We start from the raw sequence: 13,669 nt of genomic DNA, 5'->3' as shown, positions 1-13,669 counted from the left end.
GGCGAGCGCGCACGCGGCGGCGCGGTTCACGCGTCGGGGGCGGCGTGCCGGCCCCGGCGGGAGGCACCGGCGCCGCCGGTCGGGGCGGCGGCGCCGGTGCGGGGGGCGCGGCGGCTGCTGTCCCGCCGCCGGCCCTTGTCTGGCTCCGCGGGGGCCGGGGTGTCGTCGGTGTAGACGGCGTGCCCGGCGGCCACCCAGGCGGCCGCGGTCTCCGGGGCGACGTCACCGCTGGCCCCGGCGGGCAGCCGGGTGCCGGCGCCGTCGGCGATCACGGTGATCCCGATGTTGGTGACCCTGGCCATGGTCACGCCATGACAAGGATGCGCAGCGCGTCGGGGCGGATCACGTCACCACCGACCCGCTTGCGCACCTTCCAGCCGACCATGCCGTCCTCGGCGTAGAGCTGGTCGAGGACCTTCACGGCCATGCCGAGCCGGTCGTAGATCCGGTAGCCGGCGTTGAAGTCCCCGAAGACCGCCACGCGGGCGGCGGTGGCGACCGCGGCCAGGTCCTCCTGGTTGTCGATGGCGTACCCCTTGAACGTGTTCGGCCGGCCGGCCTGCACCGACGGCTGCCACAGGTAGGCGCCGGTGGCGCCGTCCTCGCGCAGCAGCGCGATCTGCAGCTCGGTGGCCGAGGCCATGACGAACCGTCCGTTGCGCCGGTACTGCGCGGGGACCGCGTAGATGAGCTTGATGAAGTCGTCGACGGTCACCGCGGTCGCGCCGGCGGCGGTGACGGTGGCGACCCCACCGGCGGTGGTCATCATCCCGACCGGCTGGTGGGCGGCGTGTCCGGTGCCGATCGCGAACGCGGTGTCCTCGGTTTCGCCGAGCGCGCGGGCGAAGCTGTCCCGCACGTGGGCCTCGAGGTTGACGTCGGAGTCGTCGAGTTCGTCCTCACCGATCTTGGCCAGCCCGTAGAGGTCTTCGACGTAGGTGTACTCCTCGGTCGGGGTGCCGGGCATCGAGTCGGTGAGGGTCTGCGCGTTGGTTTCGAGCTTGCCCCAGCCGACGGACACCTCGCCCAGCGAGCGTCGGCGCACCCGGTTGGACCCGATCGTGCGGACCGAGCAGATCGCCCGGAAGATCGTCAGCGCGGGCAGGGAGCGGATGATCTCGGCCTCGAGCTCCTCGGGGACGAGGATCTCCCCGTCGCTGTTCTCCACCAGCGCCCGCTGCTCGGGGGCCAGGGCGGTGCGGCCGCGGCGCAGGAACTGGGCGAACGCCGCCCGACGCTCCCCCGCGCGGTCGTCACCCCCGCCACCGCCACCGCCGGTGCCCCCGCCGCCGGTGCCGCGGTCGAGCGGCTGGCCCATCTCCAGCGCGCGCCGCTCCTCGGCCTCCACCCGGGTGATCCGCTCGGTGAGGTCGCCGAACTCGCGTTCGTGCCGCTCGTAGCTCTCCCGCTCCTGCGCGGTCAGGTTCCGGTTCTCGGCTTCGGCGGCCTCGGTGATCGCGCGCAGGGACTCGACGACCCGGGCGCGCTCCTGGCGGAGCTCCACGCTCGTGGGCATGGCAGATGTCCTTTCCTGATGGGTGAGGTTGTCCCGGGGGTGCCGGGTCGTCGGCGCCGGATGCGCCGGGGTCAGGCCTGGGCGAGCAGCACGTACTGGCGTACCCGGTGCTGGTAGAGCGCGAGCGGACGCTCGGCGGAAGGCCGGGCGAGGTGCGCGGCCGCGCGGGACGCAAGTTCCGCGGAGGTCTGCGGGAACGCCGGGTAGGTCACGACGGACACGTCGCCGCCGTCAAGGTCGAACGCGTACACCTCGTGCACGTCGCCGGCCCAGCCGTGCGCGGTGATCCAGAACGCGAAGCTCATCTGGGTGATGTCGCCGCGCTCGAGCAGGACCGCGAGGTCGCGGGCGTGGGACACGTTGGCCATCTCCGCGTCGACGAGCACACCCTCGTCGTCCTGGGTGAGGCGCAGCGTCCCGTTGCGGGTACGGGACAGCAGCAGGTCTGGGTTGTGGTTGATCACGAACCGGACGTCGGGGTCGGCGTCGAGGGTGCGGGTCGCCGCGCCGGGCATGATCCGCTCGCGCCAGCCACCGAGGTCGTCGGACAGCTGGTTGTACACGACGGCGCGGCCGCGGAACCTCAGCTGCCCGGAATCGTCGTCGGCGGCGCGGACCTCGATGCCGGCGAGCGGGGTGACGCGCCGCTCCCTCGTCGCGGCATGCAGCGGGGTCGGGTCCATCTCAGTCCTCGTCTCGTTGGAGGGTCATCGTGCAGTCGCAGCCGGCGATCTCATCGACGCCGAGGCGGTGGTCGCGCGGGTAGCGGCCCCGGGCGGCGCCGACGGTGAACTCGTCGTCGATCCCGACGGTCTGCCCGTTGGCGGCCTGGTGAGTCGGTCGGGACCCGCCGACGGCGACCCAGGTCTTGGTGGTGGCCCCGGCCTGGCGGCCGGCCTCGAGCGCGGTCACGTTGCCGACCTTCTGCACGCGGGCCTCGGCCAGCTGCGGCACCCGGGACTCCAGGAACCCGGCGAACAGCTCGGTGAGCGCGTCGACCGGGTCGACGTCGGGGTCCTCCATCAGCCGCGCGACCTTCTCCGCGGTGGTGCGGTTGATCGTTTCGGCGGCGTAGCGGGTCTCGTCCTCGAAGAACAGCCGCATCAGCGCGGTGGTGAACGACCCGCCGAGGGGGCCGGCGACGGTCGGGCCGAGGTCCCCGGCCAGGGCGAGCGCCAGGCGCAGCAGGATCTCGGCCAGCTGCTCATCCCAGGACCGGTCGGCGGCGGCGACCCAGGCGGCCGCGGCGTCCCGTACGGATCGTTCCCCGGGGGCGGTGAGCGCGGCGAGTAGCTCGTCGCGCTGCGCGGTGAAGTAGTCCTCCAGCGCCTCACGGTGCCCGGTCAGGTGCGCCGGGAACCGCTCGGCGATCGGGCCGACGCGGACCTGGCGGCGCCACCCGACCGGCACCGGCACCGGCGCCGGGGCTGGGTGGCTGGCGCGCGCCGCCGGCGGCGCGGTGGTGCCGGCGGGGACCATGTTCAGCGGCTGCAGGTACTGGTCCCCGTCCGGGCCGATCGGGTCCTCGTCCTCGCGGGCGAGGATGTCGTTGACGGACAGCCAGCCCCATTGGCGGCCGGTGGCGTAGGCGGCGTACCGGGACTGCAGGTCGCCGCGCAGCAGCCCACCGGTGTTGATCCGCACGTAGTAGCCGCCGTCGCGGGGACCGAACAGCCGGGCGGTTTCCTTCTCGTAGCGGGTCAGGAACGGGGCCAGCGCGTAGATCACGTACCCGAGGGACATCTGCTCGATCCCGGTGCCCCAGGTGGTGGCCTCCTCGGAGCCGATCATGAACGCGGGGATGTTGTACATGCTCGCGATGTCGGTGCGGCCGAGCTTGTGGATCTCCAGGAACGCGGCGTCGGCCGGGGCGAGCCCGACCTTGGCCCAGGAGGCGCCGCCCTCGAGGATCGCGAGCCGGTGTGAGCGGTCGAACCCCTCGTGCAGGTCCTGCCACTGCTCGGTGAGCCGGTCGTACTGCGTGTCGGACAGCTCACCGGGTACGGACACGACCCCGCCGGGGGAGGCGTCGCGTTCGAAGAACCCGCCGACGTAGGCCTGCGCGGCGTAGCTGGTGCCCACGGTCTGGCGGGCCAGCGCGATCGGGGACAGCCCGAAGTCGCCCCAGCCGAGGGCCCGGTAGTGCAGCATGTCCTCGCGCCGGACCCGGACCCGGTTGCCGACCTTGACGCCGCGCAGTGGGGCGTACTCGTCGTCGTCCAACTCGACGTCGTAGGCCAGGCTGCCATCGTTCAGCCGCGCACCGGTGACACTGGTGGGGCGGATCGGCCACAGCCGGTGCACACGCCCGTTCTGCTGCCGCTCCATGTAGCCGAACGCGTTGCCGCGCAACGCCTGGAACGCGAACACCAGCCGCCGGTACTCGTCGCCGTCCATGTTCGGGTTCGGCTCGTGCAGCAGCCGGGCGTGCGGGTGGTCGTCCGCGGGCCGGCGGCCGCCGCTGGTCTTGCGCAGCGCCGAGATGGGCAGCCCGGACCCGGACTCGGCGAGCAGCCGCACACACGAGTAGACGGCGTTGACCTGCATCGCCTTCTCGGGGGTGACGGTCACCCCGGCGGCGGTGCGGCGCCCGTCGAGCCGGCCCATCCGCTTGGACCGCTGGGCCGGGGCGAGCAGGGCCCGCAGGAGCGGCATCTACCGGCCCCCGGTCGTCGGGATGTTCCCGACGATCACCAAGATGAGGCCGAGCACGATGAACCCGACGATCAGCCCGGCAAGGAACCCGGCGGTCACCCATGCGCCCAGGCCGATCCACTCGGCGAGCAGCTGCTGACGGGACCGGTCCGCGCGCAGCTCGTACGCGCCCCGCGCGGCCGCGGCCACCAGCGCCCGCGCCCGGGTGGCGACGGTGCGCCGGGCCGGCGGCGCGGCCGGTGTGGTCGCGACGGTCACCGCTGCTCGCTCGTGTCGCCGCGCCACTCGGCGCGTAGCTGCTGGGCGACGGCCTCGAGCGCAGCGGCGATGAGGTCGCTGGCCGTGTCACCGTTGCGCACGACAGCCCGATCCTGGGAGCCGTCCTCGGCCGCGCCGAGCTGCACGTCGACGTCGAGCGTCGCGACCAGGCACTCATCGGCGTTGCCGGCACGGACGTAGATCGGCAGCTGCACGCTGCCCGCGGTAGCGGCCATGCTCACCGTCTCCTTCCGTCGATGACGCGGATCTTCGGCTCCGGCTTTGCCTCGGGGCCAGACCGCAGCAGGTGCATCGCGAGCGCGTTCAGGCCCGACACCCAGCCGTCGATCCGCTTGGTGGACTTGCGGGTGTCCGGCTTGACCGGCTTGACGTTCCCCGCCGGGTCCTGCCGGACGGCGGCGCAGTCGATGTTCCAGCGCAGCAGCGGGTGCCCGCCGTGGGAGACCAACCGGCCGAGGATGAGCCGTTCCATCGCCTTGGTCGGCCCGGACAGCGACCCGTAGCCCTGCCGCACCGGCTCGACGGTGATCCCGTCGTCGGCCAGCTGCAGCGCCGTCTCCATCGCGTTCCACGGGTCGTAGCCCAGCGCCTTGATCGGGGTCTGCGCGTGCAGCCGGCCGACGAGCTCGCGCACCGCCCGGTAGTCCACGACGTTGCCCTCGGTGACCCGCAGCAGCGGCCCGCAGTGGCCACGCGGATCGCCGGCCCACCGGTCGAACGGGATCCGCGTCTTCCGGGCGAGCTTGTCGACAGACTCCTCGGGCAGCCAGAAGAACGGCACCCAGACGTGCGGCTCGTCGGGGTCGTCGGGGTCCTGCGGTGGGAACCACAGCGACAGCGCGGTCAGGTCGGTCGTCGAGGACAGGTCCAGCCCGGCGTAGCAGGCCCGCCCGACCAGCTCGTCGTAGCGCACCGGGATCGGGATCCCCGTGTCGCGCTGCTGCGCCGAGGCGTCCCAGTCGGCCATCGTGATCCACCGGACGTCCGCCTTGGTGCGGATGTTCAGGTGCAGACGCAGGTACTCGTTCAGGTACGCCGGCGTTGCCGCGGCCCGGTTGGCCTCCTTCGCCAGGTACGCCGCCGACACGGTCAGCCCGTAGCCGGGGTTCGCCGCCCGCTGGGTCTGCGGGGCGAACGGGTCGGCGTCCGGGTCCGCGGCGAACACGACGGCGTAGATCGTCGGTTCGGTCACCGTGCCCGCGGCCAGGTTCTCGATGAGCTCGTACTTCTCGTTGAAGATCGAGCCGTCCTCACCCTTGTCCGCGGTCGAGATGATCACGATCAGCGGTTGGTCGCGGGAGCCGGTGCCGGTCTCGATCGCGTCGACCAGCCACCGGCTCTTGTGCACGTGCAGTTCGTCGATCGCGCCGCCGTGCACGTTGAGGCCGTGCTGCCGATCCCCGTCCGCGGACAGCGCCCGGAACACGTTCAGCGAGCCGGCCGCGCCGGGGTACTCCATCACCGACCGCAGCAGCCCCCGTCCGGCCTTCTTCCGGATCGCCGGCGAGTTCTTCGCCATGGTCAGCGCGTCGTTGTAGACGATCTTGGCCTGCTGGCGGTCGCCGGCGCCGGCGTACACCTCGGCGCCGGGTTCGCGGTCGGCGCACCACAGGTACAGCGAGATCACCGACGCGATCGTCGACTTTCCGTTCTTGCGCGGGATGAAGATGATCAGTGTGGTGATGATCCGGCGCCCGTCCGGGTGCTTCCAGCCCAGCGCCGGCCCGATCTCCCAGCGGACCTGCCAGTCGAACAGCCGGATCGGCGCGCCGGCCCAGCGGGCCTTGGTGTGGCGCAGCAGCAGCGCGAACCGCAGGAAGTGCTCGACGGCGGCGACGTCGAACCAGGCGCCAGGGACGTAGCCGGGTCGGCCGCGCTGCGGGGTCGGCTCGGGGGTGCGGATGAGCGGCTCAAGGTCCCAGTCGGTGCGCTCGATCAGTCCCTCGGCGGCCCACGCGTCGAGCTGTGCGGCCCAGTCCTCGTCAGTCCAGGATCCCCGAGCCGTCATCGGGGTCCTCGGGTTCGGTGACCCGCAGCCGCTGCCGCGCGGCCGGGGTGACGCCCAGCTGCTGGGCGAGCTGCACGACCATCGCGCCGGCGTCGCGGTAGAGCTGCCAGGCCGGGTTCTTCACCGTCACCCCGCGGTAGCCGGTGACGATCAGGCCCTCGGTGTCGAGCCGGCGCGCCAGCGCCACCCAGCGCGACCAGGCGTCGCAGTACATCGCCAGAGCGGCCCGGTCGACCTTGCCGAGCACGCCGAGCCGGTCGAGCTCGGGCACGATCCGGCGCCACTCGGCACGTGCCTCGCGGTCGAGCCGCTCGGGCGGGTTCGGCGCCGCCGGGGCCGTCTTGACCGGGTTGCTGCCGGCACGGCGGCCGGGGTTGCCGCGCAGGAAGCGGACGTTGGTGGGCTGCGGCAGGGGCCCTCGTGCACCCATCGGGCCCCCTTCCGGCAGCTCAGGACCGGCCGGTCACGGTCGGTGACGGTGAGGAAACCGCACGAAACTCGCGCGTTCGTGCGCGTCACCCCCCCTGCGGTCGGCCACCCCCGCGACCTGGGACTTTGACTCCCCCCTCCCCGTGGGAGTCGAGGTCCCGGAGGGAGCGGTAACGCGCTGTGACGGTGCGTGAAGGATGGTGCGTGCGGTCTTCGCGTCGTGACACGGTTTCGCGAGCGCTTGCAGGTTCGCGCGGTCGAACGCTAACCGCTCGTCACCGCGATGATCGTCGCGGTGGTCGACCACGGTGGATGGTTGACCGCAGCCGCAGCGGCACACCGGTTCCTCGGTCAGTACCCGGTCACGTAGCACCGGCCAGCGCGGGTCGTCGTACACCCAGCGCCACGACGAGCGCGCCTTGATGTCGCGGTCGATGGCGCGCGCGCACACCGCGCACGGCCGGCCGGGACGGGCGGTGAACCTGCCGCACCGGCGGGGGCAGCGGGAGGGGGGACGTCGAGGCACCGGGGCCTCCTCGTCGAGCAGGGAGCGGCCGGCGAAGGTCCGGGGAGGTGATCGGGGCGGCCCGGAGGTGGGCACAGCTCCGCCAGACGGAAGCTACCACAGTGGATCACTGGCTGTCGGGCCTCGTGCTACCGGCCTGGGACCGAGCGAGGTGCAACTACCCGACGATCGGATGGCAGGGATCATGGGAGTAACGCCGGGTGAGGCGTCGGCGACGTTTCGGGTGACGATGCTTCCGCTGATTGAGAGAGTGCCGGAGACTGTCGGTGGTCGTTGCTGTAGTCGGGTACTCGCTAGTCGGAGGGAGGCGGAAATGACAGTTGAGCTGGTCCCTCTCACACGAGAGGAACTGCTGGCGCGTCGAAGGGCCATCCTGAGGGAGGTCCCCGACCTTGCAGAACTCCACCGCCGGGCCGACACTCACGCGATCACCCCGGACGAGCGCGACCTGCTGATCGAGCTGGAGGAAGTCGACTTCCTCCTGGGAGACGGTGGGTGACGATCGACGTCCACCAGGCCGCGCTGGCATTCGGGCAAGAGCTGCAGGACCTGCTCGACGCCGTGTTGCCCAAGCCGTGGAATGTCGACGAACATGATCGGCAGGTACAGGTACTTGCTGGGGCGCAGAACCGCTACTCGATCCGGGTTGCCCACCGGCATGGCTTGATCGCGCTGGTGCGCAACGGGGAGCACGTCGCCAGCCTGCGCGTCGAGTACCGGTGCACACACGACACATCCAAGGATTACCTCGCGGTCCAGCAGTCGAGCTTTGAGCTTCGCAGCGCGGCCGATCGGACTCCTCTTGCGCGCCTGGACTATCTGCGGAACGCGCACACCGTGCCGGCGGCGCACTGGAACGTCTACGCCGAGCGAGGGGCCGTGTCGCACCTTCTGGGCAGGACGAACCAGGACCATTCCGGACTCGTGTCGAAGTTGCATTTCACCGTGGGCGGGAGCCGGATGCGGCCGTGCCTGGAGGACTTCATCGACTTCATCGCCTACGAGTTCCGGTTCGATCTGCGCAGCGGGGCGAAGGCAGCCCTCGCAGAGGGCCGGGAACGGTGGCGGCGCAAGCAGATCCGGGCGCTGGTCAGGGACGCCCCGGAGGAGGCAGTGCAGGCGCTGACCGCGCTGAACTACACCGTTATCGATCCGGCAGAGGGCCCGCGGCAGCCGAACACCAAGTCGCTGCGCAGTCCGTAGGGCGGGGCAGAGCGGCGCAGACCCCGGCCCCCTCGGGCTGGAGGGGCCGGGGCCCGGTCGTTCTGGAGGCGCGCGCGGCTACTTGGTCATGGTGAGGACGACGGTCTGGTCGGTGCGGACCTCGGTGCCGGCCTTTGGTTCGAGCTTGGTGACGTGCCAGTTCTCCGGCAGGAACACGGCTGATTTGCCGGACTTGGGGTCGGCGGCGAGGCGGATGTTGGTCAGGCCGAGCCCTTCGAGGGTTTCCTTGGCGATGGCGCCGTTCTGGCCGACGACGTCGGGCAGGGTCACGGTGCTCGGCGCGACGGGCTGCGCGGCGGCCGGCTGGGCGGGGGCGGGGACCTGCACGGTGACCGTGGCGGGGGAGGGTGTCTCCGGCTCGGTGCCGCCGCACGCGGTGAGCAGCGCGGCGGAGACAGCGGTGAGCAGAGTCAGTGTGGCGGCACGCCGCATCATTCGGCTCCTAATGGGTGATGGGAATGTCTGGTCATCGCCGACAGTGCCTGGGCCGTTACGCCCGGGTCGGCCGGTTGGGGTTCCAGTGGTCGCGCCAGGCGCCGACGGCCAGCCGCGTCCCGTAGGTGAGGTCGGCGGCGAGCCGGCATGCGCGGGCGAGCGCGGCGCGGATGCGGGTCATGGGGTGGTCCTGGTGCGGTGTAGGCGTCGACGGCGGCGGGCGGCCTGCCAGGCGATGAGGTCCCCGACGCGGATCCGGATTCCGTCCGGGGTGCGCACCGATGGCAGGGGCGGGGTGCGTTCGAGCCGCCAGGTGGTGATGGTGCGCACGGCGACCTGGGCGAGCTCGGCGGCCTGCTCGGCGGTGAGCAGCTCGTCGGGGTCGAGCGCAGCCGGTTCCGCGTTCACCCAGCCTTGCCCGACCGCTTGGAACTGGGCGTCGAGGTGGTCGGCGAGGTCGGGTCGCACGGCCCGGAGTGCGTCGCGGTAGTCGCGGGCGACGCGGCGGGCCCGCTCCAGCTCGGTGTCGGCCGGCCACGGCCACCGTCGTTGCTTGATCACTGCTGCGCGTGGACCTGCCCTTCCCGGCAGGCCGGGCACAGCAGCTGGCCGGCTACGGCGACGAGCCGGGTGATCTCGCAGCAGCGGTCACAGGGCAGCTGCAGCGCGCCGCTGGGGGCCGCCTCGATGTGCTTGGCGCGCCACTGGCCGTCAGGGTGTCGCGCGATGCTCGCCACGGCTACCCGCCTGCCTTTCTGGAGCCCTTGGCCGCGGCGAGTAGACCGGCCTCACGTGCGCGACGAATCCACCGCCCAGCAGTTGAGCGGGGGATACTCAGAGCCGCGGCGACGGCGTGCCCTGGCGGGTCGCCAGCGGCGTACGCCAGGCGGTAGATCCAGGCGACCCATTCGATCGTCTCGGGGGTCGGGCCCGACTTGCCCAAGTTGGGGGGCGGAGTCCGGCCTGAGACCAGGGCCTTCATATGCCCCATCGACATGACGCCTTGTCTCAACAGGCTGGCGATGGGGATCGAACGCAGTACCTCCCCGGTGACTTCCTCGCTGCCGTCACGATTGCGCACTCGGAGTTCATGGCATCGGTAACGCCCCTCTATCAGCTCGACGTGTAGGTCTACGTCGTATCCCGACCAGTCGCGAACCTTGATCACGTCATGCAGAGGCAAGGGCAGGCGAAGGGCCGGATTCGGGGCGGGGTCGGTGTTCATGCGGCGGGTTCTTCCGGTGCGGTGGCGAGGTCGGGGTGTGGGCAGGGCCGGCCGTTGGGGAGGTAGCCGCGTGGGTCGCAGTGGTCGCATCGGGCGGCCCAGTCGAGGTCGTCGAGGAGGATGCGGGCGAAGAAGGCGTACCGCTCCTCGGGCCACTGCGCGGCGCAGGTGGCGCAGGTGACCTTGTCGTCGCCGTTGTCGCGGCGCAGGGTTTGGTGCTCGCAGCGGGGGCAGGGTTGCACGAGGTAGTGCACGAGCCGGTCGCGGCCGGCGGTGTGCACGGCGAGTTGGTGCAGGTTGAGTAGCTCGCAGGCGGCGTCGACGCCGTCGAGGGTGCGCAGGGTGCGGCGGGTGCCGTCGGGGTCCCAGCGCAGCAGTTCGCGGGGTTCGAGGGTGAGCAGGATCGGGGTGGCGGTGGCGAGGAGTTGCGCGGCGCGGCCGACGTCCCACGCGGCCCGGTAGGTGGTGGCGTCGTCGGGGTGGACGGTGTCGGGGACGGCCGGCGGTCGGGGGGCGCGCATGTTGGTGCGGGCCCGCACGAGGGTTTCCCAGTCGGTGAGTTCGGTGTGGATGCGGTCGGCGACCAGCAGCGGGGCGACGCGTAGCGGCAGGGGCGGGGTTTTCGACCCGCTGGTGGGGCCGCCGGTGCTGGCGGTGGTGGTCGGGGTGATGAGCTGGCGCAGCGCGACCCACAGCTCGGGCAGCTCGTCGAGGGCTTGGCGCAGCAGCTGCCGGTCGCGGGTGCACAGCCCGGGGTGGGCGATCGCGGCACCGACCAGGCCGACGCCGTCGGCGTGGGCGCGGTGCGGGCAGCGGTGGCCGCGGCGGCACCGGTACCCGCTGGGGGCGTCGCCGGGGCCGCTGTCGGGGTCTGGGCGGGTGGTCATTGTGGTCTGCTTCCGGTGAGGGCGGCCCAGGCCCGGGTGAGGGGCCCGGGCCGGCCGGTGGGTGGCTGGTAGGCGGGGCAGGTGGCGCGGCCGCAGGCGCCGCAGTCGCGGCCGCGCCGGTAGTGCTCGTGTGCTGCCCGGGGGCAGCCGCAGCGGCCGCAGCTCATTCCCGCTCGGCGGGGCCGGGGTCGGTCGGGGTGGGGGTGTCCAGGTCGGCGCTGCTGAGGACGTGGGTGTGGGCGTGGATGCCGATCTGCGCGAGCAGCCCGGCGGAGCAGGCCATCAGGGCGCGGGTGAGGTCCTTGGGGCTGACGGGGCAGGGCAGGTAGATGCTGGTGTTGCGGTGCACGCCGTCGGGGGTGCACAGGGTGATGGTGAGCGCGACGGTGTGTTCGTCGTCCCCGCCGCCGCCGTGGTCGTCGTCGGCGGTCGGGGGGTCGGTCGGTGGCGGGGTGGGCTGGGTGAGCAGCTGCCGGAACTGTTCGAGGTCGCGGTCGGTGAGTTCGGTGTCGGTCATGGCTGTCCTTTCCGGGTGGGGGTGATCTCGATCCAGAGCCGGCCGCGGCGTTGCCCGGGGGTGGGGGCGTCGATGACGGGCATGTGCTTGGTCATGTGGGCGGGGTCGTCGTCGTCCACGAGCCCGGCGTCGACGAGGGCGTCGGCTATCGGCTTGAGGGTGGCCACGAGGTTGTCGGCGTCGCGGCGGCCGCGGCGGGCCGGCTGGTAGCGCAGTAGCACGGTGACGTGGTCGTGGTGGCCGAGCCGGGCGGCCTTCGCGACCCAGCCGGCGTCGCGGCGGACCTTCGCGACCAGGGCGTCGCGCTGCGGGCGGGGCATGCGGTCGTTGAGTGACAGAGGGGGCCGGTCCCACGGCAGCGCCAGCCGCACTGTGGCGGCGGCGCGGGTCACGTCTGCTCCGCGGTGGTGGCTGGTGGGGTCCAGCCGAGCGCGATGAGCAGGTCGGCGGTGTCCTGGGTGACCCGGATCTGCGCCTGGCCGTCGACGGTGACCTCGGCGGCGGGGAGCTCGAGGCCGAGGCGGGGGACCTGGGTGGCCTCCGCGTCGAGGTAGAGCGACCGGATGGCTCCGCTGAGGTCGTGGTCGCCGATGTGGACGGTGCCGCCGCCGGTCCCGTCGAGGGTGATCTTGATGGGTGTGATCATCGGGTTCCTTCGCTCGGTTCGGGGACAGGCCAGTCCCGTGTCAGGTCGGTGGCGGTGAGCAGCCAGCCCAGGTTCTCGGCGATGCGGATGAGCTCGCGTTCGACGGTGTGGTCCAGGCAGGCGAGGACCTCGTCGGGGCGGGCGCCCAGTCGCATCGCCCGGTTCGCGATCAGCCCGAGCACTCGGCGCATCAAGATCGGCGGCATGGGTGGGTCGTCGGCCAGGGGGGCGCTGTCGAGGTTCATGGTGATCTCGACGGGGATGGTCATCGGGCTCGCCCCCCCGCGGCGGCTCCAGTGGCTGGCGTAGGGGCAGGTGACGGCGTGGTGCAGGTAGGTGGGCAGGCCGGCGGCACGGGCGCCGGCCGCGGCGGTGGGGGCGAGGACCCCGGCGGTGACGGCGCCGTCGGGGCGGTGGTGGTTGTCATGATCACACCTTGGTTTCGTGGTGTTCGTGCTGGTCGTGGGCTGGGGTCGGGGGAGGGACGGGGTCGGGGGATGGGTGTGGGCAGCGCTGCGGGCTGGGGGTGCCGTCGGGGTCGAGCGCCCAGCCGTCGTCGTCGCAGGCGGGGCAGGCGCGCCGGCGGCGTAGCTCGGCGCGGTTGCGCTGGGAAGCCCGCGCGGACCAGGCCCGGCGTAGCTCGGCGCAGTCACGGCAGCGGGGCACGGGGTCGGCGGGTTGCAGGTCGGCGTGGTCGGGGCAGCGCGGTGGCGCGTCCCCGGCCGCGGGCGCGGCCCCCGGCGGCGGGCCGGCGGCGCGGGCGAGCTGGGCGCGGACCTTCTGCAGGCCTCGCTGGTTGGTCTCCAGCTGCTCGGCGGTGAGCTCCGCGGGGCCGGATCCGGCCGCGGCGGAGCCGGGCCGGCCCGCGGGGGGTCCTGACGAAGGAAGGACCCCGGGTCGGGTAGACGGGGACTCCCCTGGGGAGTCCTGTCGGGAGTCCTTCGGGAGTCCCGGGGGAGTCCCCCGGGGACGCGTGGACCTGCGTTTTTGTGCCAGTGCGGCGCGTGCTTGGCGTTTCTTCTCCGCGTCCTTGGCGCGGTCGGCGAGGACCTTGTCCTTGGACGGGTTGTAGTGGAGCCAGTCGTGGAACTGGTAGCCGCCGCGCGTTCGTCGCCACACCCCGCGATTGATCAACTCCTCGATCGCCTTCTCGGGGTCGTCGCAGAGCCGCTGCGGCATCCCGGCGGGCACGAAACCGTCTTGGAGGTTCCGGGCTGACCAGGACCCGGCACGGGTCCACAACGCCACCGCGGCGTCCGGGGCGTCGAACATCTTGGGGTGGTCGTAGAACGAGTCGTCGACCTTGAACCAGGTCATCGGTG

The 13,669-nt window shown here is 72.4% G+C and carries 20 protein-coding genes; 2 read left to right on the top strand and 18 right to left on the bottom strand.

The window, feature by feature from the left end:
• Positions 1-26 precede the first annotated feature (26 nt).
• From ACFQE5_RS04880 to ACFQE5_RS04845, 8 genes are all read right to left on the bottom strand, one after another.
• Positions 27-308, bottom strand: coding sequence for a hypothetical protein (locus ACFQE5_RS04880; protein WP_379583219.1), 282 nt, complete (start codon positions 306-308; stop codon positions 27-29).
• Entirely contained in the window at positions 305-1,516 is a 1,212-nt protein-coding gene (locus ACFQE5_RS04875) for a phage major capsid protein (protein ID WP_379583217.1), read from the bottom strand. Before ACFQE5_RS04875 ends, ACFQE5_RS04880 begins: the two co-directional genes overlap by 4 nt.
• A gap of 71 nt (positions 1,517-1,587) precedes the next feature.
• Positions 1,588-2,199 (bottom strand): HK97 family phage prohead protease, encoded by a 612-nt coding sequence (locus ACFQE5_RS04870; RefSeq protein ID WP_379583215.1) that lies wholly within the window; start codon positions 2,197-2,199, stop codon positions 1,588-1,590.
• 1 nt (position 2,200) lies between these two features.
• Positions 2,201-4,171 (bottom strand): phage portal protein, encoded by a 1,971-nt coding sequence (locus ACFQE5_RS04865; RefSeq protein ID WP_379583213.1) that lies wholly within the window; start codon positions 4,169-4,171, stop codon positions 2,201-2,203.
• Positions 4,172-4,429 carry a hypothetical protein gene (locus tag ACFQE5_RS04860; RefSeq protein WP_379583212.1) on the bottom strand — a complete coding sequence of 86 codons (258 nt, stop codon included), beginning with the start codon at positions 4,427-4,429 and terminating at the stop codon, positions 4,172-4,174.
• On the bottom strand, positions 4,426-4,665 hold the full coding sequence (locus ACFQE5_RS04855; RefSeq protein WP_379583210.1) for a hypothetical protein: 240 nt from the start codon (positions 4,663-4,665) through the stop codon (positions 4,426-4,428). The genes ACFQE5_RS04860 and ACFQE5_RS04855 overlap by 4 nt, the downstream gene beginning before the upstream one ends.
• 2 nt (positions 4,666-4,667) lie before the next feature.
• Positions 4,668-6,458 (bottom strand): terminase large subunit, encoded by a 1,791-nt coding sequence (locus ACFQE5_RS04850; protein WP_379583208.1) that lies wholly within the window; start codon positions 6,456-6,458, stop codon positions 4,668-4,670.
• Positions 6,433-6,888, bottom strand: a complete 456-nt coding sequence (locus ACFQE5_RS04845) for a phage terminase small subunit P27 family (RefSeq protein WP_379583206.1) — start codon at positions 6,886-6,888, stop codon at positions 6,433-6,435. The genes ACFQE5_RS04850 and ACFQE5_RS04845 overlap by 26 nt, the downstream gene beginning before the upstream one ends.
• Positions 6,889-7,726: 838 nt before the next feature.
• Between ACFQE5_RS04845 and ACFQE5_RS04840 the strand changes: the two genes are divergently transcribed.
• Entirely contained in the window at positions 7,727-7,912 is a 186-nt protein-coding gene (locus tag ACFQE5_RS04840; protein WP_379583204.1) for a hypothetical protein, read from the top strand.
• Complete coding sequence (locus ACFQE5_RS04835; RefSeq protein WP_379583202.1) at positions 7,909-8,616, top strand: hypothetical protein; 708 nt, start codon at positions 7,909-7,911, stop codon at positions 8,614-8,616. The genes ACFQE5_RS04840 and ACFQE5_RS04835 overlap by 4 nt, the downstream gene beginning before the upstream one ends.
• A 78-nt stretch (positions 8,617-8,694) precedes the next feature.
• Here the strand turns inward: ACFQE5_RS04835 and ACFQE5_RS04830 are convergent, their stop codons facing one another.
• The 10 genes from ACFQE5_RS04830 to ACFQE5_RS04785 form a co-directional block, all read right to left on the bottom strand.
• Positions 8,695-9,069, bottom strand: coding sequence for a PASTA domain-containing protein (locus ACFQE5_RS04830; RefSeq protein WP_379583200.1), 375 nt, complete (start codon positions 9,067-9,069; stop codon positions 8,695-8,697).
• Between the two features lie 58 nt (positions 9,070-9,127).
• Positions 9,128-9,253, bottom strand: coding sequence for a hypothetical protein (locus tag ACFQE5_RS04825; RefSeq protein ID WP_379583198.1), 126 nt, complete (start codon positions 9,251-9,253; stop codon positions 9,128-9,130).
• Positions 9,250-9,633, bottom strand: a complete 384-nt coding sequence (locus ACFQE5_RS04820) for a helix-turn-helix domain-containing protein (protein ID WP_379583196.1) — start codon at positions 9,631-9,633, stop codon at positions 9,250-9,252. The genes ACFQE5_RS04825 and ACFQE5_RS04820 overlap by 4 nt, the downstream gene beginning before the upstream one ends.
• Positions 9,630-9,809: a hypothetical protein gene (locus ACFQE5_RS04815; RefSeq protein ID WP_379583194.1), complete on the bottom strand. Its 180-nt coding sequence runs from the start codon at positions 9,807-9,809 to the stop codon at positions 9,630-9,632. Before ACFQE5_RS04815 ends, ACFQE5_RS04820 begins: the two co-directional genes overlap by 4 nt.
• Before the next feature lie 484 nt (positions 9,810-10,293).
• A complete protein-coding gene (locus tag ACFQE5_RS04810) occupies positions 10,294-11,184 on the bottom strand; it encodes a hypothetical protein (RefSeq protein WP_379583192.1) in 891 nt (296 codons plus the stop codon).
• Between the two features lie 163 nt (positions 11,185-11,347).
• A complete protein-coding gene (locus tag ACFQE5_RS04805; RefSeq protein ID WP_379583190.1) occupies positions 11,348-11,701 on the bottom strand; it encodes a hypothetical protein in 354 nt (117 codons plus the stop codon).
• The gene (locus ACFQE5_RS04800; RefSeq protein ID WP_379583187.1) at positions 11,698-12,093 is read right to left on the bottom strand and encodes a hypothetical protein; all 396 of its coding nucleotides are present in this window, start codon (positions 12,091-12,093) and stop codon (positions 11,698-11,700) included. Before ACFQE5_RS04800 ends, ACFQE5_RS04805 begins: the two co-directional genes overlap by 4 nt.
• Positions 12,090-12,347 (bottom strand): hypothetical protein, encoded by a 258-nt coding sequence (locus ACFQE5_RS04795; protein ID WP_379583185.1) that lies wholly within the window; start codon positions 12,345-12,347, stop codon positions 12,090-12,092. Before ACFQE5_RS04795 ends, ACFQE5_RS04800 begins: the two co-directional genes overlap by 4 nt.
• Positions 12,344-12,616 (bottom strand): hypothetical protein, encoded by a 273-nt coding sequence (locus ACFQE5_RS04790; protein WP_379583183.1) that lies wholly within the window; start codon positions 12,614-12,616, stop codon positions 12,344-12,346. The genes ACFQE5_RS04795 and ACFQE5_RS04790 overlap by 4 nt, the downstream gene beginning before the upstream one ends.
• 160 nt (positions 12,617-12,776) lie before the next feature.
• Entirely contained in the window at positions 12,777-13,664 is an 888-nt protein-coding gene (locus ACFQE5_RS04785; protein WP_379583181.1) for a hypothetical protein, read from the bottom strand.
• Positions 13,665-13,669: the final 5 nt, after the last annotated feature.

Source organism: Pseudonocardia hispaniensis, assembly GCF_042658695.1.
In the GTDB taxonomy this organism is placed as follows: Bacteria; Actinomycetota; Actinomycetes; order Mycobacteriales; family Pseudonocardiaceae; genus Pseudonocardia; species Pseudonocardia hispaniensis.
This window is presented reverse-complemented; position numbering and strand designations above follow the sequence as displayed.

Bases quoted from the DNA above. Each gene is read 5' to 3' on its own strand.
- ACFQE5_RS04875 (WP_379583217.1), bottom strand. From the start codon at position 1,516: ATGCCCACGAGCGTGGAGCTCCGCCAGGAGCGCGCCCGGGTCGTCGAG.
- ACFQE5_RS04870 (WP_379583215.1), bottom strand. From the start codon at position 2,199: ATGGACCCGACCCCGCTGCATGCCGCGACGAGGGAGCGGCGCGTCACC.
- ACFQE5_RS04865 (WP_379583213.1), bottom strand. From the start codon at position 4,171: ATGCCGCTCCTGCGGGCCCTGCTCGCCCCGGCCCAGCGGTCCAAGCGG.
- ACFQE5_RS04855 (WP_379583210.1), bottom strand. From the start codon at position 4,665: ATGGCCGCTACCGCGGGCAGCGTGCAGCTGCCGATCTACGTCCGTGCC.
- ACFQE5_RS04850 (WP_379583208.1), bottom strand. From the start codon at position 6,458: ATGACGGCTCGGGGATCCTGGACTGACGAGGACTGGGCCGCACAGCTC.
- ACFQE5_RS04845 (WP_379583206.1), bottom strand. From the start codon at position 6,888: ATGGGTGCACGAGGGCCCCTGCCGCAGCCCACCAACGTCCGCTTCCTG.
- ACFQE5_RS04840 (WP_379583204.1), top strand. From the start codon at position 7,727: ATGACAGTTGAGCTGGTCCCTCTCACACGAGAGGAACTGCTGGCGCGT.
- ACFQE5_RS04830 (WP_379583200.1), bottom strand. From the start codon at position 9,069: ATGCGGCGTGCCGCCACACTGACTCTGCTCACCGCTGTCTCCGCCGCG.
- ACFQE5_RS04825 (WP_379583198.1), bottom strand. From the start codon at position 9,253: ATGACCCGCATCCGCGCCGCGCTCGCCCGCGCATGCCGGCTCGCCGCC.
- ACFQE5_RS04810 (WP_379583192.1), bottom strand. From the start codon at position 11,184: ATGACCACCCGCCCAGACCCCGACAGCGGCCCCGGCGACGCCCCCAGC.
- ACFQE5_RS04805 (WP_379583190.1), bottom strand. From the start codon at position 11,701: ATGACCGACACCGAACTCACCGACCGCGACCTCGAACAGTTCCGGCAG.
- ACFQE5_RS04795 (WP_379583185.1), bottom strand. From the start codon at position 12,347: ATGATCACACCCATCAAGATCACCCTCGACGGGACCGGCGGCGGCACC.
- ACFQE5_RS04790 (WP_379583183.1), bottom strand. From the start codon at position 12,616: ATGACCATCCCCGTCGAGATCACCATGAACCTCGACAGCGCCCCCCTG.
- ACFQE5_RS04785 (WP_379583181.1), bottom strand. From the start codon at position 13,664: ATGACCTGGTTCAAGGTCGACGACTCGTTCTACGACCACCCCAAGATG.